The sequence below is a fragment of the Streptacidiphilus jeojiense genome (genome assembly GCF_000719095.1).
GTDB classification, from domain to species: Bacteria; Actinomycetota; Actinomycetes; order Streptomycetales; family Streptomycetaceae; genus Streptacidiphilus; species Streptacidiphilus jeojiensis.
In genome coordinates, this window is record NZ_JOEH01000035.1 from 14,861 (window position 1) to 38,832 (window position 23,972).

Below are 23,972 nucleotides of genomic sequence, written 5' to 3' on the forward strand. Positions count from 1 at the left end.
CGTGTCCGCCGAAGGGGCCGACGACGGCGCCGAGGGCCGACCAGGAACCCACAGGGGCCGCCGGTCGTCAGCAACGATACCGGGCCCTGACAGCGGCCCCGCACTCGTGGTCGACGATCATGGGGTGGGGACGAGCCAGAGCGGGGTACGTAGTGAGAGGGTGTCCTCACGGGTGTCCTCTCAGAGGGACAGCGGGAAAGCAGCCCACAGTCAGGAGTACGGCGAAGACCATGGTCCAGAAATCGGACAGCGGCACACCCCCCGAGGGGCCCCGCGACCCCTTCGCCCCGCCGTCCAAGGACGCGCCGGACCGCCCCTGGCAGCCCCGGCAGCCGCAGCACCCGCAGGACTCCCAGCACTCGGGGCACTCCGGCCACTCGGGCCACCCCGGCCAGCACCGGAACGACGAGCGCGGCTGGGCGACCGAGACCCCGCCGGACGAGCAGGGCGGGGACTCCGAGGACGGCCCGCAGGACGGTCGGCCGCCGCGTCCGGTGGTACCGCCGCCGCACCCCTGGAGCCCCGGCTACCAGGGCCAGCAGCCGCCCCGTCCGCTGTACAGCCCGGCCCCGCAGGCCCCCCGTTTCGACCCCACCGACCCGGTGCAGCGCAGGGCTCGCTACGCGCTGCTCAGCGGCATGTGGGGGATCTTCTTCCTGATCCTCGGCGTTCCCTACATCACCCTGCTGCTGGCGTCGCTGGCGCTGTACTGGGCCATCAGCTCGCTGCGCGGCACGGCCAAGACCCCGACCTCCGCCCTGGACGGCACCGGGGCCGGCGCCGGGACCGCAGGACCGGCCGGGCCGTTCCCCGGCGCTCCCCCGGCCCCGACCGCACCCACCGCGCCGGGGGCACCGCCCGCCCCGCCCGGGTACGGGATGCCGGGCTACCGCCCCGGGTACGTGCCGCCGTACCAGACCCGGCCCCAGGTGCCCGCCGCGATGGGCGGACTGATCGCCGCCATCGTCGGACTGGCGATGGTCGCCACCGTCTTCGGGGTGCAGCTGTACTACAAGAGCTTCTACGACTGCCAGAACAACGCGCTCACCAAGGCCGCCTACAACAGCTGCGCCACCACGGTGACGCCGAAGCCTCCGCAGTGGTTGGTGCAGATCGGCGGCTGAGCACCAGCCGTACCAGCAGCGCGCCGGGCACGCCGGCGGCTGCCCAGCAGAGGGCGGCCAGCCCGGTCCACCACGGGGAGGGGCCGACGGCGGCGAGCGCCCGGGTGCCCAGCGAGCCGCCGGACGCCGCGGCGCACACCGCCGCCAGCACGCCGGTGCCGACCGCCGCGCCCAGGGCGACCCCGGCGGTGGCCACGGCGCGCCACCCGCACCGCTCCGCCGCCCGGCCCACGCAGCCGGACACGGCGGCCGCGGACGCCACCGGGACGGCCAGCACCAGCAGCGCCGACAGGCCGCCTCCGGCCGTCGGCAACGCCGAGAGCAGGGGGAACGCGGGGGGAGCCGGCGGCACCGCGACGGTGAGCGGGGCCAGCCGACCGCCCAGCTGGAAACCGGGTCCGAGCGCGTAGGCGGCCGCCCAGACGGCGCCGTTCGGCAGCAGCACGATGCAGAGCAGCAGCAGCGACAGCCGTCCGGCCAGATCGGGCGCGGTCTGGGCGGCGAGGCCGCCGGCGGCGCCGAAGTGCAGCAGCAGGGCGGCCGCCAGCAGGACCGCACCGGCGCCCAGCAGCGCCGCGCCGGCGCAGAGGGCGGCCCGGAGGGCGACGGCGGGGCCGCCGGGGGCGTACAGGGCCTCCAGAGCGTTCGGGGTCGGCAGGGCGCCCCAGCGGCCCGAGGCATCTGGACCGTCCAGGTCTTCCGGGCCGTCCGGGTCGTCCGGATTCGGGGCGAATCTGCGGGCCCAGCCTGGAAGACCGGCCCGGTCTGGCCACCGGACCCAGGCGGGCAGTCGGGGGCGGACGGGCAGGTGCAGCCAGGCGGGCAGGCCGCGGGCGCCCGAGCCGCGGTGCACGCCGACCGCAGCGACCGGCAGGGCCAGCAGCGCGGTGTGCCCGAGAGCGGCGAGGGGGTCGGCCGCGCGGAGGCCGCCGGGGGTGTCCGCCGCGGCTGCGACCACGATGGCCAGGGTCGCCAGCAGGTAGCCCGCCGCCAGGCCCAGCAGCGCCGAACCGGGGTGTCCGGGCTCCCGTACACCGGCCTCGTCTTCGGACTCGTCCCCGGTCTCGTCGCCGAAGTCGTCCCCGAAGTCGTCGCTGAAGTCGTCGAACTCCTCGGCCCCCTCCGCCCGCTCGGCCGCGTCCGTCCGGGTCGTACCGGCCCGTAGCGCGAAGCGGTACAGCGGCAGCAGCACCAGCACCGTCACCAGCAGCGGGGGCAGCGCCAGCGGCGCCCCGTCCGGCCGCAGCAGCCCGGCTCCCTGCGCCAGCAGCCACAGGCACGCGGCCAGGTGCAGCGCCCCGCCGGGCCCGACCTGGACGTACGGGGTCACGATCCACAGCAGGAACAGCGGGACGGCCAGCCCGGCGAAGCCCAGTCCGGCCGCCGCGGCGCCGCCCACCAGCCCGGTCCTGGCCGCCGCCGGATCGCCGAGGACCACCGCGGCCGGGCGCAACCGCTCCATCAAGAAGGCCATGCCCCACCATGCTCCGGGTGCCACCCGTTTTGACCAACGACATGGCAGACATCAGCATTTCGCCGAAGAATTCCTATATGTCTCTCATCGGCTCTGCTGATCAACGGCGCTCGGCCGAATCCTTCGAGGCGCTCTACCGCGACAGCTACCAGCGGCTGACCCGGCAGGCCTACCTGCTGGTCGGCCACCGGCACCGGGCGGCCCACTGCGTACGGAGGGCCTTCCAGCTCGCCTGGAGCGAGTGGGACGTGGTGTCCGCCGACCCCTCCCCCGAGGGGTGGATCCGCGCCGCTGCCTTCGACCTGGCACTGTCCCCCTGGCACCGCAGCCCGCTGCGCCACCCCGAGCACAGCGCCCGGCTGACCCGGGACGACCGCAAGCTGCTGACGGCGCTGCTGCACCTGCCCCGGGCCCAGCGCAGGGCCGTGGTGCTGCACGACGCCCTGGGTCTGGACTGGCAGCAGACCGCCGCCGAGATCGAGTCCAGCACCCCCGCCGCCTACGGCAGGGTGGTCCGCGCCAGGCTCGGCCTGGCCCGGATGGCCCCGACGGTCGCCGGCAAGGACGCCCGCCGGCGCGGCTTCGGTCGCGAGCTGGGCGTGCTGCTGCGCGGCGCCGCCGTCCGCGGCTGCCCGCTGCCTGAGGTCCCGTCACCGGGCGTGGTACGGCAGCGTTCCCGGCTGCACGAGCGCGGGGTGACCGCGGCGGCCGGGGTGCTGGCCCTGGGCATGGCCGGAGCGCTGGTCGCCGGCGCCGTGGTCGGCACGCCGTGGCATCCGCGGACGGTGCCGTTCATCGCCTACCACCCGGCGAACCGGGTGGCGGCGGACTCCGCCCAGGCGGCGGGGCAGGCGGCGGGGCAGGCGGCGGGGCAGAACCCGGTGCCGGTGTCGGAGGCGCTGCCGAACCCGGCTCCGGAGACGGCCCCGGCACCGGTGTCGGCTCCCGTGTCGGCCCCCGCCCCGGTGTCTGCCGCGGCCGCGCTGCCGAACCTGTCGCTGTTCACCGCGTCCGCGGCGCGGACCGGCCGCCTCCCGGTGCGGCTGTTCACGGCGCCCGGCGCCCGGCGGCAGCCACTGGCCCGGCCGATCTCCTCCGGCCTGCTGCTGCCGGCGCTGCCGACCGGCGCCACCGGCCCCACCGCGGCGGCCGTGCACTCCGGTGGCCACCCGGTGGCGCACCGCTCGATGCACCGGCCGTCGCTGCCGGGCGCCCTGTGCCGGCTGTTCGCGCTGCCCTGCCACCGGCACCACTGACGTCCCGGCACCCGCACAGCGAAGCGCCCTGCACCGGATCGTCCGGTGCAGGGCGCCTGCCTGACTGCCTGTTACGTGTTGCCGTGCCTACGTGTTGCCGTGCCTACTTACCGATCAGCTCGCGGGCCAGGCGGGCGGTCTCCGACGGCGTCTTGCCGACCTTGACCCCGGCGGCCTCGAGGGCCTCCTTCTTGGCCTGCGCGGTGCCGGAGGAGCCGGAGACGATGGCGCCGGCGTGGCCCATGGTCTTGCCCTCGGGCGCGGTGAATCCGGCCACGTAGCCGACGACCGGCTTGGTGATGTGCTCGGCGATGTAGGCCGCGGCACGCTCCTCGGCGTCGCCGCCGATCTCACCGATCATCACGATCAGGTCGGTGTCGTCGTCGTCCTGGAAGGCCTGCAGCGCGTCGATGTGCGTGGTCCCGATGATCGGGTCGCCACCGATGCCGACGGCGGAGGAGAAGCCGATGTCGCGCAGCTCGTACATCATCTGGTAGGTCAGGGTGCCCGACTTGGACACCAGACCGATCCGGCCCGGCTTGGTGATGTCGCCGGGGATGATGCCCGCGTTGGACTGGCCGGGGGTGATCAGGCCGGGGCAGTTCGGGCCGATGATCCGGGTCTTGTTGCCCTTCTCGCCGGCGTAGGCCCAGAAGGACGCGGAGTCGTGCACCGCGATGCCCTCGGTGATCACGACGGCCAGCGGGATCTCGGCGTCGATGGCCTCGACCACGGCGGCCTTGGCGAAGGCCGGCGGCACGAAGATCACGGAGACGTCGGCGCCGGTCTTCTCGATCGCCTCGGCGACCGAGCCGAACACCGGCACCTCGGTGCCGTCGAAGTCGACGCTGGTGCCGGCCTTGCGCGGGTTGACGCCGCCGACGATGTTGGTGCCGTCAGCGAGCATGAGGCGGGTGTGCTTCATGCCGGTGGCACCGGTCATCCCCTGGACGATGACCTTGCTTTCCTTGGTGAGGAAGATAGCCATGGTTGTGGAGTCCTCGTCCCTTACTTCGCAGCCAGCTCGGCGGCCTTGTCGGCCGCGTCGTCCATGGTGTCCACACGCTGCACCAGCGGGTGGTTGGCGTCAGACAGGATCTTGCGACCCAGCTCCGCGTTGTTGCCGTCCAGGCGGACGACCAGGGGCTTGGTGACGGCCTCGCCGCTGGCGGCGAGCAGTTCCAGCGCCTGGACGATGCCGTTGGCGACCTCGTCACAGGCGGTGATGCCACCGAAGACGTTGACGAACACGGACTTGACGTCCGGGTCGCCCAGGATGATGCCCAGGCCGTTCGCCATCACCTCGGCGGACGCGCCGCCGCCGATGTCGAGGAAGTTGGCGGGCTTGACGTTGCCGTGCTTCTCGCCCGCGTAGGCGACGACGTCCAGGGTGCTCATGACGAGACCCGCGCCGTTGCCGATGATGCCGACCTCGCCGTCGAGCTTGACGTAGTTGAGGTTCTTGGCCTTGGCCGCGGCCTCGAGGGGGTTGGCCGCGGCGTGGTCGACCAGCGCCTCGTGCTCGGGCTGGCGGAAGTCGGCGTTCTCGTCCAGGGAGACCTTGCCGTCCAGCGCGACGATCTTGCCGTCACCGGTCTTGACCAGCGGGTTGACCTCGACGAGCAGGGCGTCCTCGGCGATGAAGACCTTCCACAGGCTCTTCAGCACCTCGACGATCTGGTCGGCGACGTCGGCCGGGAACTTGGCCGCCTCGACGATCTCGCGGGCCTTGGCGTCGGTGACGCCCTCGTTGGCGTCCACCGCGATCTTGGCCAGCGCGTCGGGGTTCTCGACGGCCACGACCTCGATCTCCACGCCGCCCTCGACCGAGGCCATCGCCAGGAAGGTGCGGTTGGTGCGGTCGAGCAGGAACGAGACGTAGTACTCGTCCTTGATGTCGGCGGTCTGGGCCAGCATCACCTTGTGGACCGTGTGGCCCTTGATGTCCATGCCCAGAATGGCCTCGGCCTTGGCGACCGCGTCAGCCGGGTCGGAGGCCAGCTTCACGCCGCCGGCCTTTCCACGGCCACCGACCTTGACCTGCGCCTTGACGACCGCGCGGCCGCCCCAACCCTCAGCGATCGCTCGCGCCTCTTCGGCGTTCTCGATGACTGCACCGCCCAGCACCGGTACACCGTGCTTGGCGAAGATGTCCCTCGCCTGGTATTCGAACAGGTCCACGCGCGTCCGTCCTTGTGATCGCGACTTCGGAAGTGGTCGGTCACGGGAGGGCCGGCCACTCCTATCTTCCCAGCGTGCCGCCCGAAAGGTCGCCGCTGTGGCCGTCGCGGCGGTCGGTACGCGGAATCCCGGAGGTTTCTCGCGGCCGACGCCATCTGCTACGGGGAGCACACGGCCTGGCGTCAGACGGGCAGGCATGTCCGTCTCGCAGGTTATCCCCGTCCGAGGTGCACATTTCGCCGCCGACCGGACTGTGGCCGGTGATAACCGTCACAGCGGGGGCGCACGACCTCACCACGCTCCCGCACATGGCACTCCTCCGGGGCGAATCCGACGAAGTTCATTGCTTTTGCCCCCCGACTCCAGGAACGTGTTCTGGTAACGGTGCACGCACAGACCGTAGCGACGACCGTCCAAGAAGCGGATGCTCGATGCACAGCGCACGTCACCGCGTCCAGAACCCGGACGCGCCGCACGACGGGGCGACCGCCCCTCCCGCCGCCCCTGCCCCCGCCGCCCCTGCTCCCACTGCACTGGGCGTCGAGATCCCCCAGCTCGGTACCGCCCGCAACACCTGGGAGATGGACCGCCAGGCGGCGGCCACCCTGCCCGGGGCGCCCTCCTCGGTGGCCCTGGCCCGACGCTTCGTCCGGATCACCGCCGCCATGTGGCAGCTCTCCCGGGAGACCCTGGCCGACGCCGAGCTGTGCATGTCGGAACTGGTCTGCAACGCGGTCACCCACACCGGCAGCAGCCGGGTGCACTGCCGGCTCTGGAGCGCCCGGGGGGTGCTGTTCCTGGAGGTGGACGACGAGGACCGGGGCGACCTCCCGGAACTCGGCGTCGCCGACGCGGACGACGAGCACGGGCGCGGGATGCTGCTGATCGACAGCTTCGCCACGGCCTGGGGCGCGGTGCCCCGGCCGGGGACCGAGGGCAAGACCGTCTGGGCGGCGTTGGCCCTTTCGGAGGAGTGAGGGTTCCCGGTCGCGTCCCCCCGGTTCGAGTGCCTCAGTCCTCGGGGACCGGGAGGGGTTGCTTCTGGATGGCCGCCGCCATCACGTCCGGGAAGAGGTCCGGGGTGCAGGCGAAGGCCGGCGCGCCGAGGGCGGCCAGCGCGGCGGCGTGCGAGCGGTCGTAGGCCGGGGCGCCGTCGTCCGAGAGTGCGAGCAGCGCGATGAACTGGACGCCGGACGCCTTCATGGCGGCCACCCGCTTCAGCATCTCGTCGCGTATGCCGCCCTCGTAGAGATCGCTGATCAGCACCACGATGGTGTCGGCCGGACGGGTGATCTTCGACTGGCAGTAGGCCAGCGCCCGGTTGATGTCGGTGCCGCCGCCGAGCTGGACCCCGAAGAGCACGTCCACCGGGTCGGAGAGCTGCTCGGTGAGGTCCACCACCGAGGTGTCGAAGACCACCAGCCGGGTGCTCAGCGAGGGCATCGAGGCCAGCACCGCGCCGAAGACCGAGGAGTGCACCACCGAGGCGGCCATCGAGCCGGACTGGTCGATGCAGAGGACGACCTCCTTCTTCACCGCGTTGTGGGCCCGGGCGTAACCGATCAGCCGCTCGGGGACGACGGTGCCGTGGTCCCGCTCCGCGGTGGGCTCCAGGTAGTTCTTGAGGTTGGCGCGGATGGTGCGGTCCCAGTCGATGTCGCGGTGCCGGGGCCGGTTCACCCGGGCGCTGCGGTCCAGGGCGCCGCCGAGCACCGAGCGGGTGCGGGTGGCGATCCGGCGCTCCAGGTCCTGGACCACCTTGCGGACCACGGCACGGGCGGTCTCCCTGGTGGTCTCCGGGAGCGCTCGGCCCAGCGAGATCAGCGTGCCGACCAGGTGCACGTCGGGCTCGACCGCCTCCAGCATCTCCGGCTCCATCAACAGCTGGGCCAGGCCCAGCCGTTCGATGGCGTCCTGCTGCATCAGCTGCACCACGCTGGTGGGGAAGTACTCGCGGATGTCGCCGAGCCAGCGGGCCACCTGCGGGGCGGAGCCGCCGAGGCCTGCGGAGCGGTCGCCTGCGGCATGGCCGTAGAGGGCGGAGAGGGCGCGGTCCATGGCGGCGTCGCGGCCGGTGAGGCGGGAGGCCGGCGCGTCGGCTTCGCTGCCCAGGACGAGTCGCCAGCGGCGTAGGCGTTCCTCGGTGTCGGTGGTCATGATCGAACCTCCGTGGGTGGGTGGTTGGCCGCGCAGTTCCTCGCGCCCCCAGGTTGTGCATGGCTGAGCCCAAGCAGCAAAGTTGCTGTCTTGCGGGCCTTGGCGGCTCTGAGGGGGTCGAGGTCGGGAGCGAAGCCGGGGCGGTCGTCCGACGGGGTGTCAGCCGCCTTCGTGCCGCTGCGGATGCGGTCGGCGATGGTGCGGCGGACTCCGGGTTCGAAGCCGGAGAAGGTGCGGCGGAGCAGCGGGAGGACGTCCGGGAAGGCCGCGTCGGGGACCGAGGTGAGCCAGTCGTCGACCAGGCCCAGCAGGCGGGTGTCGTGGACCAGCAGCATTCCGCCGCCGGCCAGGAAGCCCTCGATCCAGCCGGCGGCCTCGGCCGGGGGCGTGACCGGGCTGAGGGTGAGCCGCATCTGCCGGGCGGCCTCGGCGGCGTCCCACTGGTTGTCGTCCAGCAGCAGCCGGGCCGCCCGGCCGCGCAGCAGGCCGGCGATGGTGTCGCGTTCGGCCAGCGTGCGCAGCGTGGCCGACCAGCGCCGGCGCAGGTCGTCGGCATCGGAGTCGGTGAGCAGGGCCACCGCCGCGTGGGTGGAGCCCAGATGGCCCGCCATCGCGCCGGCGCCCTCGGCGTCCAGGCTGTTGCAGGCGGGGGGCAGGCCGATGCAGATGCGCACCGCGAGGCCCTCGGCCAGCTCGCGCAGCGCGGTGGCGTCGGTGCCGCGGACGTCGCCGTAGCGCAGCGAGCGGACCAGGGCCGGCAGCGCCTCGGCGAGGTGGGCCACGTCGGCGTCCAGGGCGGCCCGGTCGGCGAGCGCCTGCAGCACGGTCGGCAGCGCGTCCGGCAGGTCGGCCAGCAGGCAGCCCTCGGCGAGCGCGGTGACCTCGCCCAGCGAGCCGGAGTGGGCGGCCAGGTCCCGGGCCCGGCCGGTGGCCGCGGACTCGACGGTGGTGCCCCAGATGCCCGCCTCGGCGACCTTGATGGCGAGTTCCGGCTCCCAGACCAGCCGCCAGCTCTCCCGGAACGTCCCGGTGCTGCCGGTGCGGGAGGCCGCGGCACGGCCCCAGGGGATGTCGAGCAGGGATAGCCGGTGCAGCAGCCGGCTGCGGGCGGCGTCGGTGTCCTTGCGCAGGTCGAGGTCGAGGTCGCGCTCGCCCGGTTCGGGCTTCAGCCGCAGGCTCCGCTGAAGCCTGGTCAGATCGCGCTGCAGCGGCACGGTCGGCGCCTCATCCGGCACCTGGCCCATCCGGTCGCCGACCACCATGAGGTCCTGCACCAGCGCCAGCGGGACGTCGGACCCCTCGCACATCACCGCCCGCACCGCGTCGGTGCTCTCGGCCAGGCCGGGCAGCGGGCGGCCGCGCATCGCGGCCAGGGTCTCGGCCAGCCGGACCGCCTCGATGACATGGGCCGAGGAGACGGAGTGGTCCTCGGCCCTGAGCAGCGCGGCGACCTTGGTCATCCAGCGGACGGTGCCGCGGTCGGTGGACTCGAAGAGGTGCTGGTACCAGCCTGGTGAGGCGATGCCGGCGCCGTAGCCGGTGTGCTGGGAGAGCCTGCGGTGGGTCCAGGGCACCCAGGTCAGCTCGACCTTGGCCTTGGGCAGCCCCTTGAGCAGGGCGTCGTCGGCGGCGACCGGCGGTCGCGCGGCCAGCGCGGGTACGTGCCAGGCGCCGCAGACCACGGCGATGCGCTGGTGGCCGGCCCGCCGGGCCGCCCGGATCTGCCGGCGCATGAAGGCCTCGCGCCGGGCCTCGTGGGCGCCGGACGGCTCCGAGCCCGGGGGCCGCAGTTCGGCCATGGCCTCGGCGATGCCGCGGAAGGGGCCCAGCGCGTCCGCATCGTCGGCGGAGCGGTGCTCCACCGCGTCGTCCCACCACTGCTCCGGGTCGTCGTGCCCGGCCGCCCGGGCCAGCTCGCCGATCGGGTCGATCCCCGGCGCTTCCGGCTCCTCCTCGCGCTCCCTGGCGAAGCCGTGCGCGGCGGGCAGGTCGATGAACCGCACCGGTACGCCGTGGTCCAGGGCGTGCCGCAGGGCGACCCACTCCGGGGAGAAGGCGGCGAAGGGCCAGAACGCGGCCCGGGCCGGGTCGTCCACCACATGCGCCAGCAGGGCCACCGGCGGGACCATGTCCTGATGCGCCGCCAGCTCCAGCAGCGCGTCCGCCTCGGGCGGTCCCTCGATCAGTACGGTGTCGGGCCGGTACTGCGCCAGCGCAGCCGCCACCGCCCGGGCCGATCCGGGTCCGTGGTGACGCACGCCGAGCAGGGCTACGTCCTCGACCCGTCGCTGTGTCGTAGGCATAGTGCCGCGCCTCCTTCCGATTCTCGATGGTCGACGGCCTGTCAGCGCTGTGCGGCCTCGCGGCAGCTGCGGTAGAAGTCCTTCCAGTCGTCGCGTTCGCGCACCACGCTCTCCAGGTACTCCTGCCAGACCAGGCGGTCCGCGGCCGGATCCCTGACGACCGCCCCGAGCAGGCCTGAGGCGACGTCGGCCGGCCGCAGCACGCCGTCGCCGAAGTGCGCGGCCAGGGCCAGGCCGCTGGTGACCACCGAGATGGCCTCGGCCGTGGACAGGCTGCCGGAGGGGGACTTGACCTTGGTGCGGCCGTCGGCGGTGACGCCGTCCCGGAGCTCCCGGAAGACGGTGACGACCCGTCGGATCTCGGCCGAGCCGCTCGGCACCGCGGGGAGGTCCAGCGAGCGTCCCAGCTCGCCGACCCGCCGGGAGACGATGTCCACCTCCTCCTCCAGCGAGGCCGGCAGCGGCAGCACCACGGTGTTGAAGCGGCGGCGCAGCGCGCTGGAGAGCTCGTTGACGCCCCGGTCCCGGTCGTTGGCGGTGGCGATGAGGTTGAAGCCGCGGACCGCCTGCACCTCCTCCCCCAGTTCGGGTATCGGCAGGGTCTTCTCGGAGAGGATGGTGATCAGGCTGTCCTGCACGTCGGCGGGTATCCGGGTGAGCTCCTCCACCCGGGCGGTGCGGCCCTCGGCCATCGCCCGCATCACCGGGCTGGGCACCAGCGCGCCCCGGCTCGGCCCCTCGGCCAGCAGCCTGGCGTAGTTCCAGCCGTAGCGGACGGCCTCCTCGGGCGTGCCCGCGGTGCCCTGCACCAGCAGCGTGGAGTCACCGCTGACGGCGGCCGCCAGGTGCTCGGACACCCAGGTCTTGGCCGTACCGGGAACACCGAGCAGCAGCAGCGCGCGGTCGGTGGCGAGGGTGGTGACAGCCACCTCCACGATCCGGCGCGGGCCCACGTACTTGGGGGTGACGACGGTGCCGTCCGGAAGCGTCCCGCCGAGCAGATAGGTGGCGACGGCCCAGGGCGAGAGCAGCCAGCGCGCCGGACGGGGCCGGTCGTCGGCGGCGGCGAGGGCGGCGAGTTCGGCGGCGTAGGCGGTCTCGGCATGCGGGCGCAGGGCCTCCTCGGCGGGGGCCTCGACCGGGGGCACAGCGGATACGGACATGCGGACTCCGTAGGGTCGTTGAGGAATGGGGCGAAAGCCTGGAAGCAGCGGGACGCCGGCTGCGGAACCCACTCTGCACCCACCCACTGACAATCCGCACCTGCCCCGTCCCACCTGCGGCGATGCACGGCGGAGGGCGATTGTCGGACCCTCCCTCTACCGTCGTGGCCATGGAGGATCGGTGGACACCCGAGCACGTTCTCTCACTCGCCCCTGACGCACCGTCACGCAAGGCCGCGGGCAAGCTCTCCGCGCCCGCGCCGTGGTCGGCCGAGGGTTCCGTCTCCGCTGCCGCGAGGACGGCGGTCTGGGGCGAGTGCAAGGGCAGCGGAAGCACTCCCTACCGTACGGTGGTGGACCTCTCCGGGCCCGCCTTCCAGTGCAGTTGCCCCAGCCGCAAGTTCCCCTGCAAACACGCGCTGGCGCTGCTGCTGCGCTGGTCGCAGGGGGCCGCCGAGCAGGTCGGGGACCCGTCGGAGGTACCGGACTGGGCCGAGGGCTGGCTGGCGGCACGGCAGTTGAAGTCCGAGCGGCAGCAGCAGGAGCGGGAGGCGCAGCCCGAGCCGGACGACAACGCGCGCGCCGCCGCCGAACGGCGGCTGTCCCGCCGGGCGGCGCGGGTCGCCGCGGGCGCGTCCGAGCTGGAGGCCAGGCTCGCCGACCGGATCCGCTCCGGCCTGGCCGACGCCCCCGGTCAGGGCTACGCCGGCTGGGGCGATGTCGCAGCCCGGATGGTCGATGCGCAGGCTCCGGGACTGGCTTCCAGGGCAAGGGAGTTGGGTGCGGTACCGGGCTCCGGCAGCGGCTGGCCGGCCCGGCTGCTGGAGGAGTACGGGCTGCTGCACCTGCTCGCGACCGGCTACCGGCAGGTGGACCTCCTGCCCGCGCCGCTGGCGGCCACGGTCCGTTCCCGGGTGGGTTTCACCGTGGACGCCGCCGAACTGCTGCGCGGCCCGCTGCTGCGGGACCGGTGGCTGGTCCTCGGCAGCAGGGACAGCGCCGACGACCGGCTGATCACCCGTCGGATCTGGCTGCGCGGCAGCAGCAGCGGCCGGGACGCGCTGCTGCTGGCCTTCGGCCGCCCCGGGACGGCCCCGGACCTCGCCCTCCCCACCGGCCTGCTGCTCGACGCCGAGCTGGCCTTCCATCCCGGCGTACGCCCGCTGCGCGCCGCCCTGGGCACCCGCTACGCCGCCCCGGAGACCCCGGAGCCGACCGGGGCGGCCCCCGAGGGCCTGGATCTGACCGCCGCGCTGGACGCCTACGGGCGGGCCCTGGGCGACGACCCCTGGCTGGAGTCCTGGCCGGTGGTGCTGCGCCGGGTGATACCCGCGCCCACCGCGATCGGCTGGGAGCTGGCCGACCCCGCCACCGAGCAGTCCCTGCCGGTGGACCGGCGCTCGGTCCCCGACTCCGGCCTGTGGCGGCTGCTCGCCGCCTCCGGCGGCCGTCCGCTCACGCTGTTCGGCGAGTGCGGCCACCGCGGCTTCACCCCGGTCACCGCCTGGTACCAGGACGGCGGGACCGTCCGCCCGCTCACAGTCGCCCAGTTCGGAGGCCGGCCATGACCACAGCGATCGACGGGACCGACTGGCCGGAGCTGGTCACCACCGCCCTGCTCGGCACCGACCGCCGTCCGCTGCCCGGCGCGGCCGACACCGACCCGGCCACCGACCCCGCCACCGCCCTGCTGGACCGGGCCGCGCTGCACACCGTCGGCCGGCGGGCCGGCCTGCTCCCCGGACGGGCGGCACCAGCGACGCCGCCCGCCCCGGAGGACCCCAGGCCGGCCCTGCCGGAGAGCGCGTCGCAGCGCCTGGCCATGCTGCTGCCCGCCCCCGGGAGCAGCAGCGGGGCCGGCAGCCTCGCCAATGTCAACGAGCTGCTGCCGCAGTACCTGGCGGCCGCCAACACCCACGGCTACCGCGCCCCCGCACCGCTGGTGCCGCCGCTGCTGGACGCCGCCCGCGCCCGCAGCGAGCTGCGCGGCGACGCGGTGGAGCTGGCCGGCCCGCTGGGGCGTTGGCTCGCCGAACGCAACCCGGACTGGCGCTATGTGCTGCGCACCCCGGTCCGCGGTGACGGCGGGGGCCAGGACGAGGAGCAACGGCTGTGGCAGGAGGGGCTGTTCGCCGAGCGGGTGACCTACCTCACCCGGTACCGCCGCCGCGATCCGGCCGGGGCCAGGGAACTGCTGGTCGGCAGCTGGTCCACCGAACGGGCCGAGGACCGGCTGCTGTTCCTGGACGCCCTCCAGGAGAACCTCTCCGCCGCCGACGAGCCCTTCCTGGAGTCCGCGCTCAGCGACCGCTCCAAGAACGTCCGGCTGACCGCCGCCGAACTGCTCTCCACGCTCCCCGGCTCCGCCCTGGCCGGCCGGATGGCCGAACGCGCCCGCGCCGCGGTCGCGCTCACCACGGCCGGTGGGGGTGCGCGGCTCACCGTGCACCCGCCGACCGCCTGCGACGCCGCCATGCAGCGGGACGGCATACCCGCGACCTCTCCCACCGGACGCTCCGCACGGGCGTTCTGGCTGGGCGAGATCGTGGCCGCGACCCCGCTCGGCACCTGGTGCGAGGGGTTCGGCACCCCGGCCGAGGTACTCGCCCTGCCGGTCTCCGAGGAGTGGGCCCAGGACCTGCACGACGCCTGGGCCCGCGCGGCGGTCCGCCAGAACGACACCGCCTGGGCCCGCGCCCTGCTGGCCGGGATCGGCCCCGGGGCCGGCACGGCGGCCAAGCTCCTGGCGGTACTGCCGCCGGACGAGCGGGCGCGCTGGACGGCGGACTTCCTGAGCGGGTCGCAGGGGCTGGGCGACGTCTTCCAGCTCCTGGTCGCCTGCCCGGCCCCCTGGCCGCCGACGCTGGCCGAGGCGGTGCTGCGGGCGCTGACCCGGGTGGCCGCGGGTGGGGGCTACCCGTGGAGCCACAGCGGGGTGCTCGGCGTGGCCGAGCGGGCGCTGCCCCCGGAGACGGCGGACCGCCTGGACGCGCTGGCCGCCGACGCGGACTCGGCCTGGGCCGAGATGTTCACCCGCCTCGCCGCAACCCTCCGCCTACGCGCCACCATGCTCTCCGAGCTCAACCCGTGACCACCCAGGGGCGCGGGGAACTGCGCGACCAGCCCACTACGGAGGTGCATGGTTGGCAGCGCAGTTCCCCGCGCCCCTGAGGTCCGTGCATGGCTACGCGGTTGCCGTGGAGCGGAGGTTGGTGGTTACCCAGGACACGATCTCGGTGGTGGTCGCGCCCGGAGTGAAGATGCCCTTGATGCCGAGTTCGGCGAGGAGGGGGATGTCGTCGTCCGGGATGATGCCGCCGACGAAGACGGTGATGTCCTCCGCCTCCCGCTCCTTCAGCAGCGCGACCACGCGTCCGCAGAGGGTCATGTGCGCGCCGGAGAGGATCGACAGGCCGATGCCGTCGGCGTCCTCCTGGATCGCGGTGTCGACGATCTGTTCGGGCGTCTGGTGCAGGCCGGTGTAGACGACCTCCATGCCCGCGTCGCGCAGCGCGCGGGCGATCACCTTGGCGCCCCGGTCGTGGCCGTCCAGGCCCGGCTTGGCCACCACCACGCGGAGAGGTCCGGACACGCCCATCGTTGCCTCCTTGATTTCGCCGCCGCGATTTCGCCGCCGCTCGCCCTCGCATGTTAACGATCGTTCCCATCCGATGGGCGAACGCTACTCCCCGCGCCGGTCGCCTGCCGTTTCGCGGGCATGGGCGAGGGGAGAATCCCTTCAGAACAGACGTTCACTGCGTATTGGGCCCGGAGCCGACCTGCCGACACCCCAGCGTGTCATCCGCGTCACCCTCCGAAGGACCTCGACGGGGAGGTGCAGGCCATGGGCATCCCGTTCTGCCGTGCCGTCACCCTGGCAAGAGCCGCAGGCCAGGAGGGGTCCGCGCTCGTCGGCCACCTGCTGCTGTACCCCAGCGGGATACCCCCGGAGCGCTGGCCGCTGCCCGCCCCCGCGTGTGCGCACAGCGCGGACGCCGCACCGCACACCCCGGTCCTGCTGCTGCACGGGTTGTTCGACAACCGCGCCGTGTTCAGCCGGATGCGCCGCTCGCTGGCCTCCCACGGCTGGGAGCATGTGCACGCGCTCAACTACAACCCGATCACCGTCGACCTGCGCGAGGCCGCCGATCTCCTCGGCAGGCACGTGCGGCACACCCGCGAGGTCTACGGCGGCGAGCGGGTGGCCGTGGTCGGCCACAGCCTGGGCGGCCTGATCGCGCGCTACTACGTGCAGCGGCTCGGCGGCGACGAGCACGTCCACACCGTGGTGACGCTGGCCACGCCGCACGAGGGCACCCTGAGCGCCCATCTGCTGCACCCGCTGCCGATATCCCGTCAGTTGCTGCCCGGCAGCGGCGTGTTCCAGGAGCTGGGCGCCCCCGCGCCCGGCTGCACCACCCGGTTCGTGGCGTTCCGCGGCGAACACGACCCGTTGATCCTCCCGCAGCGCAGCGCCGCACTCCGCCACCCGGACCTGTGGGCGGAGAACGTCCTGGTCCTGGGCTCCGGACATGTCACTCTGCCGGTCCACCGCACCGTGATCACACAGGTGCGGGAGGTGCTGACGGGACCACAGCTGGGGGTCCTGGACGGACCGATACGACTCACCGCCTGACAATTCCCCCCATAAGTGGATACCTTTCCCGGGAGATTGTGGCCGTCCCGTTACGAGGGATACAGTCACGCTCAATTTCCTTCGGTTCGAGGATTGGGACTGCTGTGGTGGACGACGACGCTCCGCATCGTGCGCCGAGCGGGGGGCGTGCATGACCGCCGACACCGGCTGGTACGACCACACGCAGCAACAGGAGTACTACTACCCGCAGTCGCCGCAACCGCAGTACTACTACGAACAGCAGCCACCGCAGCAGTACTACTGGACCCCCGAACCCGAGCCCTACCCCCAGCAGTACGCCCAGCAGCAGTACCAGCCGCCCTACGAGCAGCAGCAGTACGCACAGCCGTACGAGGTCGGCTACGAGTACCCCGCGTACCAGGCGACCAGCACCATGACGGCCGTCCTCGACGAGCTGACCCCCCAGGACCTGGCCTACCTCCAGTACCAGGACTCCGCGGTCGCCGAGGAGCCCTCCCCGTACCAGGAGGAGCCGGAGGACCTGCTGGAGGACCCGCAGCCGCTGGACGACCTGGATGACCTGGACGACAACCCCGAGCTGCCGGAGCGGCCCCTCGCCGCCCTGCCGGAGGCACGTCCCGGTGGCCGTGCGGCGGCCCGCGCGGCGCAGAAGCGCACCAGCCGGCGCCGCTCCGCCGTCCTGACCATCGCCGTCCCCTCGGTGGCCGTTCTCGGCATCGCCGGGGCCGCGGCGGCCACCCTCGCACCGGGCAGCAGCGCCTCCGGCCACTCCAACGCCACTGCCAGCGACGCCAACTCGACGCTCACCGCGGCCGACCAGAAGGCGCAGGCGCTCGCCGCGCAGGAGGCCAAGGCCTCGGCCGAGCAGGCCAGCCGGGACCATGCCAGGCAGGCCCTGGCGCTGCGTACCGCGGCGGCCAAGAAGAAGGCCGCCGAGACCCCCAAGGTCGTGCTGCCGATCACCCAGCACGTCGGCCTCAGCGCGCTGTTCGGCCAGGCCGGCACGCACTGGATGTCCCTGCACACCGGAATCGACTTCCCGGTGAGCACCGGCACCAGCGTGCACGCGGTGACCGACGGCACGGTCAGCACCAAGTGGAACGCCTACTACGGCAACATGCTGATACTGACCGCCCCCGACGGCACCCAGACCTGGTACTGCCACCTCAGCGCCTACAAGGTGCGCAGCGGTTCGGTCAAGGCCGGCGACGTGATCGCCTACTCGGGCGACACCGGCAACTCCACCGGACCACACCTGCACTTCGAGGTGCACCCGGACGGCGGCGCGGCGATAGACCCGCTGCCCTGGCTGCTCGCCCACGGCCTCGACCCGCGCTGACGAGCCATCGGCTCACGCCGCGTCAGCGACGGATCGGCAGGAAGCCGAGCCGGGCCGACGCCTCCGCGGCCGCCGCCTTCACAGCTGCCGCGACCTCCGGGATCCGTTCCTCGGTCAACCGGTAGGACGGGCCCGAGGCGCTGATCGCAGCGATCAGCTGCCCGTCCTGGGCCAGCACCGGCGCGGCGACGGCGTTCAGTCCGGTCTCCAACTCCTCCACACAGTAGGCAAATCCGGCCTCCAGCGCGGTGCGCAGCTGGGTGCGGAGCAACCGCGGGTCGGTGACCGTGCCCGGGGTGAAGCGGTCGAGCCCCGGGGCGAGCCGCTCCTGGAGCGCGGCCTCCGGCAGATGGGCCAGCATCACCTTGCCGCTGGAGGTGGCGTGCAGCGGCGTCCGCTGTCCTACCCAGTTGTGGGTGGTGACCGCCGAGGGGCCGAGCACCTGGTCGATGTTGACGGCCGCGTCGCCGTCCAGGATGGCCAGGTTGATGGTCTCCGAGACCTGCGCGGCCAGCCGTTCGCAGGCCGGGCGGCTCTGCTGGGACAGGTCGAACCGCACCGTCGCCGCACCGGCCAGCCGGACCAGCCCGAGGCCGAGCCGGTACTTGCCCCGGTCCCCCGGCTGTTCCAGCAGCCCGCGCTGCTCCAGGGCCGCGGCCAGCCGGAAGGCGGTGGACTTGTGCACACCCAGCTCGGCCGCCATCTCGGTCACCCCGGCCTCACCGCGGCGGGCGACGAGTTCCAGGATGCTGACCGCCCGGTCGACCGACTGCACCGGGGAGGCAGTCGGTGCAGTGACAGCCGTGTTGTTGCTCATGGCGCAACGGTATGCCCTTCCGCGGCCTCCCGGTGCCGGTAGAAGGGGATCCGCTGCGGCTCCAGCGGGGTGTTGCCCAGCAGCAGGTCCGCGGACTTCTCGGCGAGCATCATCACCGGGGCGTAGATGTTGCCGTTGGTGACGTAGCGCATCGCCGAGGCGTCCACCACGTGCAGCCCCTCCAGGCCGTGCACGGCCATGGAGTCCGGGTGCACCACCGACATCTCGTCGGTCCCCATCCGGCAGGTGCAGGAGGGGTGCAGGGCCGTCTCGCCGTCGCGGGCCACCCAGTCCAGGATCTGCTCGTCGGTCTCCACCGCCGGGCCGGGGGATATCTCGCCGCCGCTGAACGGGGCGAAGGCGTCCTGGCCCAGGATGCTGCGGGTGACCCGGATCGCCTCCACCCACTCGCGCCGGTCCTGTTCGGTGGAGAGGTAGTTGAAGCGCAGCGCCGGGTGCACCCGGGGGTCCGTGGAGACGATCCGGACCGAGCCCCGGGCGTCCGAGTACATCGGGCCGATGTGCACCTGGTAGCCGTGGCCGCCGGCCGGGGCCGAGCCGTCGTAGCGCACCGCGATCGGCAGGAAGTGGAACATCAGGTTGGGGTAGTCGACCCGGTCGTTGCCCCGGACGAAGCCGCCGCCCTCGAAGTGGTTGGTGGCGCCCGGTCCCTTGCGCAGGAACAGCCATTCGGCACCGATGAACGGCCGTCGCCACAGCTTCAGGGCGGGCTGCACCGACACCGGCTGGGTGCAGGCGTGCTGGACGTAGACCTCCAGGTGGTCCTGGAGGTTCTCGCCGACGCCCGGCAGGTGGTGCACCGGGTCGATGCCCAGCTTCGCCAGCTCGTCCGTGTTGCCGACGCCCGACAGCTGCAGCAGTTGCGGCGAGTTGATCGCACCGCCGCAGAGCACCACCCGCCCGGCGCGCACCTGTCGGGCCGCACCGCCGCGGCCCTGCCGGTACTCGACGCCGGTGGCCCGCTTCCCCTCGAACAGCACCCTGGTGACCAGGGCACGCGTCCTGACCTCCAGGTTGGGCCGGTTCAGCACCGGGTGCAGGTAGGCCCGGGCCGCGCTGAGCCGGCGGCCCCGGTGCAGATTGCGGTCGAAGGCCGCGAAGCCCTCCTGCCGGTAGCCGTTGACATCGTCGGTGAGCGGGTAGCCGGCCTGCTGGACCGCCTCGAAGAAGGCCCCGAACAGCGGGTTGGTCGCCGGTCCGCGCTCCAGCACCAGCGGTCCGTCGTGGCCGCGGAACCCGCCGTCGGTGCCGTCGTCGGCCAGGCAGTTCTCCATCCGCTGGAAGTACGGCAGGCAGTGGGCGTAGTCCCAGTCCTCCATCCCGGGGTCGGCGGCCCAGCGCTCGTAGTCCAGCGGGTTGCCGCGCTGGAAGATCATGCCGTTGATGCTGCTGGAGCCGCCGAGCACCTTGCCGCGGGCGTGGTAGATCCGGCGCCCGTTCATGAACGGCTCGGGCTCGGACTCGTACTTCCAGTCGTAGAAGCGGCTGCCGATGGGGAAGGTCAGCGCGGCCGGCATATGGATGAAGACGTCCCACGGGTAGTCAGGACGGCCCGCCTCCAGTACCAGCACCCGGTTGGCCGGGTCCGCGCTCAGCCGGGCCGCCAGGGCGCAGCCGGCCGAACCCCCGCCCACGATCACGAAGTCGTAGGAACTCATCGCTCTTCCTCCTCGGCGAGTGCGGCGGTGACCCAGGCGTGGAACTCCCCGATGTGGTGCTCGCTGGGCACCAGGACGCCGCCGCGCGCGTAGCCGCGCGAGGCCATCCCCGGCTGGCAGCGCTCGCAGGCGTCGAAGTCCTGGACGTTGACGCGGTGGAACAGCTCCACCGACAGCGACAGGTCCCGTCCCGACTCCACCACCTCGGGCAGGAACAGCCAGTCGCACTCCACCACGGTCCGGTCCACGGCCAGCGGGTACATCCGGTGCACGATCACGTGGTCGGGCACCAGGTTGACGAAGACCTGCGGCTTCACCGTGATCGCGTAGTAGCGCCGGTCCTGCTCCGGCGAGACGCCGGGTATCCGGTCCGCGCCCGGGCTGCCGTCGACGGTGAACCCCTGCGCCGCGCCGGAGAACTCGGCGCCGTGGCCGACATAGGACTGGGCCGCGTAGCCGTTGCTGAACTCCGGCAGCACCTGGGTGAGTTCGGGGTGGATGGTGGCGCAGTGGTAGCACTCCATGAAGTTCTCGACGATGAGCTTCCAGTTGGCCTTCACGTCGTAGCGGATCCGCCGCCCGACGGCCAGCTCCTCGACCTGGTAGTGGCCGATGGCCCCGGCATCGCCGAGCCGCTCGGTCGCCGCGCCGACGACCTGCTCCTCGAAGGAGGGCGGGTCGTCGGCCAGGCACACCCAGACGTAGCCGAGCCACTCCCGCACCCGGACCGGGAGCAGCCCGTATGCGGTGCGGTCCACGTCAGGCATCCGGACCAGGTTGGGCGCGGCCGTCAGCCTGCCGTCCAGGCCGTAGGTCCAGGCGTGGTACGGGCACCGGAAGGCCCGCTTGACCTGGCCGGACTCCTCGGTGCAGACCAGTGCGCCGCGGTGCCGGCAGAGGTTGAGGAAGGCCCGTACCGCGCCGGTCGCGTCCCGGGTCAGCAGTACGCTCTCCCGGCCGACCTGGACCGTGCGGAAGGCGCCGGGGGATCCCAGGTCCGCGGCGCGGACCGCGCAGAACCACATCCGTTCCAGGATCAGCCGCTGCTCCCGGGCGAACACCCCGGGGTCGGTGTACGCCGCCCCGGGCAGGGTGGGCAGCAGACTGGCGGGGTGCTCGGTGACGGTCATGCCTGCCTTCCGTTCGGTGGGGACGTCCTGCTCGGCGCCGGATGGCCTCAGCACCGGATGGCCTCCATCCGCGGGTCGAACAGCGGCTCCGCGGCCACCCGGGCCGGCAGCCGTTCGCCGAAGTACTCGATCTCGACCCGGCTGCCGGGCGCGGCCGAGGATGCCGACAGCCAGGCGTAGGCGATCGAGGCGCCGACGCTGTACCCGTACGCCGCGCTGGTGACGTAGCCCGCCGGCGCGCCGTCGGCGTACACCGGTTCCTTGCCCAGCACCACCGCTGACGGGTCGTCGAGGACCAGGCAGCACAGCTGCCGTTCGGGCGGGGCGTCCTTCAGCCGCAGCAGCGCCTCGCGGCCGGTGAAGGGGCCCTTGTCGAGCCGGACCGCGAAGCCCAATCCCGCCTGGTAGGGGTGGTGCTCGGCGGTGAGGTCCGCGCCCCAGGAGCGGTAGCCCTTCTCCAGCCGCAGGCTGTTGAAGGCGCTGCGCCCGGCGGCGACCGCGCCGAGCGGCTGCCCGGCCTGCCACAGGGTGTCCCACAGCCGCAGGCCGCAGTCGGCGTCGGTGTAGAGCTCCCAGCCCAGCTCGCCCACGTAGGAGACCCGCAGCGCGGTGACCGGGACCTCGCCGATCCAGGCCCGGCGGGCCTTGAAGTAGCCGAAGCCCCGGTGCGAGAAGTCGGCCGTGGTGAGCGGCTGGACCAGTTCCCTGGCCAGCGGGCCCCAGACGCCGACGCAGCAGGTGCCGGCCGTGCTGTCGCGCAGCTGCACACTGCCGTCCTCGGGCAGCAGCCGCTGCAGCCGGATCAGGTCGAGCGGGGTGTTGGCGCCGACCTGGAAGTGCTGCTCGCCGAGCCGGGCCACGGTCAGGTCGCTGCAGACGCCGCCGCCCTCGTCCAGCAGCAGGGTGTAGGTCACCGTGCCCACCGGCTTGTCCAGCTGGTTGCTGGTCGCGCCCTGGAGCAGGGCCAGCGCGCCGGGCCCGGTCACCTCCAGCCGCCGCAGCGGTGTCATGTCGTAGAGCCCGACCCGGCGCCGGGTCGCCAGCGCCTCCGCCCCGGCGATCGGCGACCAGTAGCGGGAGGCCCACTCTCCCCGGCCCGGGACCTCGGCGACCTCCGGCAGCCCGGCGTTGGCCTCGAACCAGTGCGGCCGCTCCCAGCCGCCGGCCTCCAGGAAGTACCCGCCCAGCTCGCGCTGGCGGACGTGGAAGGGGCTGACCCGCAGCGGGCGGGGCTGCTCGGCGGGCTGCAGCGGATGCAGGATGTCGTAGACCTCGACGAAGTTCCGGCAGCCGCGCTGCCGGGTGTACGAGGGCGCCAGCTGCACCTGGTCGAACCGGCCGATCTCGCACTCGTGCAGGTCGAACCGGGAGCGCCCGTCCACCATCAGCTCGGCGACGGCCGCCGCCGCACCGGCGGAGTGGGTCACCCAGACCGCCTCGGCGAGCCAGAAGCCCGGCAGCGCCGGATCCTCCCCCAGCAGCGGGAAGCCGTCCGAGGTGAAGGAGAACACCCCGTTGAAGCCCTCCTCGACCTTGGCCGCGCCCAGGGCCGGGAGCAGTCGCCGGGACTCCTGCCAGGAGGGCTCGAAGTCCTCCTCGGTGAAGGCCAGCGCCGACGGCATGTCAGGGCCGCCGCCCCCGCCCAGCGGCCGGTCCAGGTCCACCGGCAGCGGCCGGTGGGCGTAGGAGCCGATGCCGATCCGGTCGCCGTGCCGCCGGAAGTACAGGTCCTGGTCCTGGTGCCGCAGGATCGGCAGGTCCTCGGCCACCCCGCCGGCCGCCCCTCCGGGTGCCGTGAGCGCCGGCACCGGGGTGGTGCGGACGTACTGGTGCGCCAGCGGGACTAGCGGTAGTTCGGCGCCGACCATCCGGCCGATCAGCGGACCCCAGAACCCGGCGCAGGAGACCACGATGTCGGCCCGGAACACCCCCTGGTCGGTGACCACCGCGCTGACCCGTCCCGCGTGCTGCTCTATGGCGGTGACGGTGTGGTGCGCAAGGAATCTGACGCCTCGTCCGCTCGCTGTCCGGGCCTGGGCCGCGGCGGCCGCGACGGCGTCCGCCAGCCCGTCCCCGGGGGTGTGGAAGCCGGCCAGCACCCGGTCGCGGTCCAGCAGCGGGTAGAGCCGGGCGCACTCCTCGGTGTCGACCAGTCGGGACTCGATCCCCCAGGCGGTGGCCCAGCCGTGACGGCGTTTCAGCTCCTCCGCCCGCTCCGGCGTGGTGGCCACCTCAAGGCCGCCCAGTGGCCGGTAGCAGGGGCGCCCGTCCAGCGACAGCGCCGCGTACTTGCGGGCCGTGTACGCCGCGAACTCGCTCATCGCCCTGGACGCGTTGGTCTGGAAGACCAGCCCGGGAGCGTGCGAGGTGGAGCCGCCGGTGGCGAACAGCGGGCCCTGCTCCAGCACCGTGATGTCGGTCCAACCGCGCGCCGACAGCTCGTCGCTGAGCGCGCAGCCGACGATCCCGGCTCCGATGATCACTACTGCGGGTTGTGCCGTCATAGCCGAGGACCGCCCTCCCGGAATTGTTGCGTATGGAGAAACCCAACTCACGATGAGGAACTGAGCACCAGGGTGTTCGCACCGCGAGGGGGTGTCAAGAGCACCTCGGGCAAGTAACACCACGTTCACGTGTAGTACTTGACGCTGCATCGAGGCGCTCCCATGCTTGGCGACACCTCGTTGCAGATGAAGGCGACTGTCTCTCATGGCGCAACGAAATCTTGCTG

At 73.1% G+C, this 23,972-nt stretch carries 18 protein-coding genes; 7 read left to right on the forward strand and 11 right to left on the reverse strand.

Going from position 1 to position 23,972, the window contains the following annotated elements; all coding sequences use genetic code 11:
• The first annotated feature begins 230 nt into the window (after nt 1–230).
• A complete protein-coding gene (locus tag IF29_RS0135480) occupies nt 231–1,124 on the forward strand; it encodes a hypothetical protein (RefSeq protein ID WP_051726465.1) in 894 nt (297 codons plus the stop codon).
• Here IF29_RS0135480 and IF29_RS0135485 read toward each other — a convergent pair.
• Nucleotides 1,045–2,598, reverse strand: a complete 1,554-nt coding sequence (locus tag IF29_RS0135485) for a cell division protein PerM (protein ID WP_030264344.1) — start codon at nt 2,596–2,598, stop codon at nt 1,045–1,047. The two genes, IF29_RS0135480 and IF29_RS0135485, sit on opposite strands and share 80 nt — an antisense overlap.
• A gap of 77 nt (nt 2,599–2,675) precedes the next feature.
• On the opposite strand from IF29_RS0135485, the gene IF29_RS44090 reads away from it, so the two are divergent.
• A complete protein-coding gene (locus IF29_RS44090) occupies nt 2,676–3,854 on the forward strand; it encodes an RNA polymerase sigma factor (protein WP_051726466.1) in 1,179 nt (392 codons plus the stop codon).
• A 103-nt stretch (nt 3,855–3,957) separates the two neighbouring features.
• Here the strand turns inward: IF29_RS44090 and sucD are convergent, their stop codons facing one another.
• A complete protein-coding gene (sucD, locus tag IF29_RS0135495; RefSeq protein WP_030264350.1) occupies nt 3,958–4,842 on the reverse strand; it encodes a succinate--CoA ligase subunit alpha in 885 nt (294 codons plus the stop codon).
• A gap of 20 nt (nt 4,843–4,862) precedes the next feature.
• The gene (gene sucC, locus IF29_RS0135500) at nt 4,863–6,035 is read right to left on the reverse strand and encodes an ADP-forming succinate--CoA ligase subunit beta (protein WP_030264353.1); all 1,173 of its coding nucleotides are present in this window, start codon (nt 6,033–6,035) and stop codon (nt 4,863–4,865) included.
• Nucleotides 6,036–6,466: 431 nt separating this feature from the next.
• Here sucC and IF29_RS0135505 point away from each other — a divergent pair, with 431 nt between their 5' ends.
• Nucleotides 6,467–7,012 carry an ATP-binding protein gene (locus IF29_RS0135505; RefSeq protein WP_051726467.1) on the forward strand — a complete coding sequence of 182 codons (546 nt, stop codon included), beginning with the start codon at nt 6,467–6,469 and terminating at the stop codon, nt 7,010–7,012.
• 34 nt (nt 7,013–7,046) lie between these two features.
• Here the strand turns inward: IF29_RS0135505 and IF29_RS0135510 are convergent, their stop codons facing one another.
• Genes IF29_RS0135510 through IF29_RS0135520 form a run of 3 tightly spaced genes read right to left on the reverse strand, consistent with a single transcriptional unit; the run spans nt 7,047 to nt 11,658 of the window.
• Nucleotides 7,047–8,192: a VWA domain-containing protein gene (locus tag IF29_RS0135510; RefSeq protein ID WP_030264361.1), complete on the reverse strand. Its 1,146-nt coding sequence runs from the start codon at nt 8,190–8,192 to the stop codon at nt 7,047–7,049.
• A complete protein-coding gene (locus IF29_RS0135515; RefSeq protein WP_051726468.1) occupies nt 8,189–10,495 on the reverse strand; it encodes a DUF5682 family protein in 2,307 nt (768 codons plus the stop codon). Before IF29_RS0135515 ends, IF29_RS0135510 begins: the two co-directional genes overlap by 4 nt.
• A gap of 41 nt (nt 10,496–10,536) precedes the next feature.
• Nucleotides 10,537–11,658 carry an ATP-binding protein gene (locus IF29_RS0135520; protein ID WP_030264365.1) on the reverse strand — a complete coding sequence of 374 codons (1,122 nt, stop codon included), beginning with the start codon at nt 11,656–11,658 and terminating at the stop codon, nt 10,537–10,539.
• 170 nt (nt 11,659–11,828) lie between these two features.
• Here IF29_RS0135520 and IF29_RS0135525 point away from each other — a divergent pair, with 170 nt between their 5' ends.
• Together IF29_RS0135525 and IF29_RS48665 are read left to right on the forward strand one after the other, a co-directional pair.
• Entirely contained in the window at nt 11,829–13,226 is a 1,398-nt protein-coding gene (locus IF29_RS0135525) for an SWIM zinc finger family protein (protein WP_030264368.1), read from the forward strand.
• On the forward strand, nt 13,223–14,749 hold the full coding sequence (locus IF29_RS48665; protein WP_030264369.1) for a DUF5691 domain-containing protein: 1,527 nt from the start codon (nt 13,223–13,225) through the stop codon (nt 14,747–14,749). The genes IF29_RS0135525 and IF29_RS48665 overlap by 4 nt, the downstream gene beginning before the upstream one ends.
• Nucleotides 14,750–14,842: 93 nt before the next feature.
• Here IF29_RS48665 and IF29_RS0135535 read toward each other — a convergent pair whose 3' ends face one another.
• Complete coding sequence (locus IF29_RS0135535; protein ID WP_030264377.1) at nt 14,843–15,256, reverse strand: coenzyme B12-dependent isobutyryl CoA mutase small subunit; 414 nt, start codon at nt 15,254–15,256, stop codon at nt 14,843–14,845.
• Nucleotides 15,257–15,502: 246 nt separating this feature from the next.
• Between IF29_RS0135535 and IF29_RS0135540 the strand changes: the two genes are divergently transcribed.
• A complete protein-coding gene (locus IF29_RS0135540) occupies nt 15,503–16,294 on the forward strand; it encodes an esterase/lipase family protein (protein ID WP_051726470.1) in 792 nt (263 codons plus the stop codon).
• A gap of 151 nt (nt 16,295–16,445) precedes the next feature.
• On the forward strand, nt 16,446–17,615 hold the full coding sequence (locus tag IF29_RS44095; protein ID WP_051726469.1) for a M23 family metallopeptidase: 1,170 nt from the start codon (nt 16,446–16,448) through the stop codon (nt 17,613–17,615).
• A 22-nt stretch (nt 17,616–17,637) separates the two neighbouring features.
• Here IF29_RS44095 and IF29_RS0135550 read toward each other — a convergent pair whose 3' ends face one another.
• The 4 genes from IF29_RS0135550 to IF29_RS0135565 are packed head-to-tail and all read right to left on the reverse strand — an operon-like array spanning nt 17,638 to nt 23,745.
• Nucleotides 17,638–18,432 carry an IclR family transcriptional regulator gene (locus IF29_RS0135550; protein WP_380523431.1) on the reverse strand — a complete coding sequence of 265 codons (795 nt, stop codon included), beginning with the start codon at nt 18,430–18,432 and terminating at the stop codon, nt 17,638–17,640.
• Complete coding sequence (gene betA / locus IF29_RS0135555; protein ID WP_030264387.1) at nt 18,429–20,111, reverse strand: choline dehydrogenase; 1,683 nt, start codon at nt 20,109–20,111, stop codon at nt 18,429–18,431. Before betA ends, IF29_RS0135550 begins: the two co-directional genes overlap by 4 nt.
• Complete coding sequence (locus tag IF29_RS0135560) at nt 20,108–21,241, reverse strand: aromatic ring-hydroxylating oxygenase subunit alpha (protein WP_030264391.1); 1,134 nt, start codon at nt 21,239–21,241, stop codon at nt 20,108–20,110. The genes betA and IF29_RS0135560 overlap by 4 nt, the downstream gene beginning before the upstream one ends.
• A 47-nt stretch (nt 21,242–21,288) precedes the next feature.
• A complete protein-coding gene (locus tag IF29_RS0135565) occupies nt 21,289–23,745 on the reverse strand; it encodes a GcvT family protein (protein WP_030264393.1) in 2,457 nt (818 codons plus the stop codon).
• Nucleotides 23,746–23,972: the final 227 nt, after the last annotated feature.